Annotated in this window: 1 rRNA gene; it reads left to right on the top strand. The window is 52.6% G+C overall.

The window, feature by feature from the left end:
- Positions 1–18: 18 nt before the first annotated feature.
- A 23S ribosomal RNA gene (locus PQR08_RS38405) occupies positions 19–2,905 on the top strand.
- The last annotated feature ends 66 nt before the right edge of the window (positions 2,906–2,971 follow it).

Raw genomic sequence — 2,971 nt, 5'->3', positions numbered from 1 at the left:
GAGACACACTCGTTATAGGGTCAAGCGAACAAGTGCATGTGGTGGATGCCTTGGCGATCACAGGCGATGAAGGACGCGGTAGCCTGCGAAAAGCGGTGGGGAGCTGGCAAACGAGCTTTGATCCACCGATATCCGAATGGGGAAACCCGGCCCGTATGGGTCATCCGTAACTGAATCCATAGGTTACGTGAAGCGAACGCGGTGAACTGAAACATCTAAGTAACCGCAGGAACAGAAATCAACCGAGATTCCCAAAGTAGTGGCGAGCGAAATGGGATCAGCCTGTACTCTTTATCTGAATTGTTAGTCGAACGCTCTGGAAAGTGCGGCCATAGCAGGTGATAGCCCTGTAGACGAAAACAGCTTGGAAGAACTAGGGGTACGAGAAGTAGGGCGGGACACGTGAAATCCTGTCTGAAGATGGGGGGACCATCCTCCAAGGCTAAATACTCGTGATCGACCGATAGTGAACCAGTACCGTGAGGGAAAGGCGAAAAGAACCCCGGGAGGGGAGTGAAATAGATCCTGAAACCGCATGCATACAAACAGTCGGAGCCTCGTAAGGGGTGACGGCGTACCTTTTGTATAATGGGTCAGCGACTTACGTTCAGTAGCGAGCTTAACTGATTAAGGCAGGCGTAGCGAAAGCGAGTCCGAATAGGGCGATCAGTTGCTGGGCGTAGACCCGAAACCAAGTGATCTATCCATGGCCAGGTTGAAGGTGCGGTAACACGTACTGGAGGACCGAACCCACTAACGTTGAAAAGTTAGGGGATGAGCTGTGGATAGGGGTGAAAGGCTAAACAAACTTGGAAATAGCTGGTTCTCTCCGAAAACTATTTAGGTAGTGCCTCGTGTATCACCTTCGGGGGTAGAGCACTGTCATGGTTGTGGGGTCCATTGCGGATTACTACGCCATAGCAAACTCCGAATACCGAAGAGTGCAATCACGGGAGACAGACATCGGGTGCTAACGTCCGGTGTCAAGAGGGAAACAACCCAGACCGCCAGCTAAGGTCCCAAAGATTGGCTAAGTGGGAAACGAAGTGGGAAGGCTAAAACAGTCAGGAGGTTGGCTTAGAAGCAGCCACCCTTTAAAGAAAGCGTAATAGCTCACTGATCGAGTCGTCCTGCGCGGAAGATGTAACGGGGCTCAAGCCAGTCACCGAAGCTGCGGATACACGTTGAAAGATACGTGTGTGGTAGGAGAGCGTTCCGTAAGCCTGCGAAGGTGCGTTGAAAAGCGTGCTGGAGGTATCGGAAGTGCGAATGCTGACATGAGTAGCGATAAAGGGGGTGAAAAGCCCCCTCGCCGTAAGCCCAAGGTTTCCTACGCAACGTTCATCGGCGTAGGGTGAGTCGGCCCCTAAGGCGAGGCAGAAATGCGTAGCTGATGGGAAGCAGGTCAATATTCCTGCACCATTGTTAGATGCGATGGGGGGACGGATCGCGGAAGGTTGTCCGGGTGTTGGACGTCCCGGTCGCTGCATTGGAGAAGGTGCTTAGGCAAATCCGGGCACATAATTCAAGGGTGTGGCGCGAGCTTCTTCGGAAGCGAAGCAATTGGAAGTGGTTCCAAGAAAAGCCTCTAAGCTTCAGTCTAATAGTGACCGTACCGCAAACCGACACAGGTGGGCGAGATGAGTATTCTAAGGCGCTTGAGAGAACTCGGGAGAAGGAACTCGGCAAATTGGTACCGTAACTTCGGGATAAGGTACGCCTCTGTAGCTTGACTGGCCTGCGCCAGAAGGGTGAAGAGGTTGCAATAAACTGGTGGCTGCGACTGTTTAATAAAAACACAGCACTCTGCAAACACGAAAGTGGACGTATAGGGTGTGACGCCTGCCCGGTGCCGGAAGATTAAATGATGGGGTGCAAGCTCTTGATTGAAGTCCCGGTAAACGGCGGCCGTAACTATAACGGTCCTAAGGTAGCGAAATTCCTTGTCGGGTAAGTTCCGACCTGCACGAATGGCGTAACGATGGCCACACTGTCTCCTCCCGAGACTCAGCGAAGTTGAAGTGTTTGTGATGATGCAATCTCCCCGCGGCTAGACGGAAAGACCCCATGAACCTTTACTGTAGCTTTGCATTGGACTTTGAACCGATCTGTGTAGGATAGGTGGGAGGCTATGAAACCGGAACGCTAGTTTCGGTGGAGCCGTCCTTGAAATACCACCCTGGTTTGTTTGAGGTTCTAACCTTGGTCCATTATCTGGATCGGGGACAGTGCATGGTAGGCAGTTTGACTGGGGCGGTCTCCTCCCAAAGTGTAACGGAGGAGTACGAAGGTACGCTAGGTACGGTCGGAAATCGTGCTGATAGTGCAATGGCATAAGCGTGCTTAACTGCGAGACCGACAAGTCGAGCAGGTGCGAAAGCAGGTCATAGTGATCCGGTGGTTCTGTATGGAAGGGCCATCGCTCAACGGATAAAAGGTACTCTGGGGATAACAGGCTGATACCGCCCAAGAGTTCATATCGACGGCGGTGTTTGGCACCTCGATGTCGGCTCATCTCATCCTGGGGCTGTAGCCGGTCCCAAGGGTATGGCTGTTCGCCATTTAAAGAGGTACGTGAGCTGGGTTTAAAACGTCGTGAGACAGTTTGGTCCCTATCTGCCGTGGGCGTTGGATATTTGAAGGGGGCTGCTCCTAGTACGAGAGGACCGGAGTGGACGAACCTCTGGTGTACCGGTTGTCACGCCAGTGGCATCGCCGGGTAGCTATGTTCGGAAGAGATAACCGCTGAAAGCATCTAAGCGGGAAACTCGCCTTAAGATGAGATATCCCCGGGGCTTCGAGCCCCTTGAAGGGTCGTTCCAGACCAGGACGTTGATAGGTCAGGTGTGTAAGTGCAGTAATGCATTGAGCTAACTGATACTAATTGCCCGTAAGGCTTGATCCTATAACCAGTGTGTTTCGCGATGATCGTCAGTGCTTCAGCACTTACGAGCATCTCGCCCCCGTAGGG

The sequence above is a fragment of the Caballeronia jiangsuensis genome, assembly GCF_046030135.1.
GTDB classification, from domain to species: domain Bacteria; phylum Pseudomonadota; class Gammaproteobacteria; order Burkholderiales; family Burkholderiaceae; genus Caballeronia; species Caballeronia jiangsuensis.
Note: the sequence above shows the minus strand (reverse complement) of the source record. Positions and strands in the feature narration are given on the sequence as shown.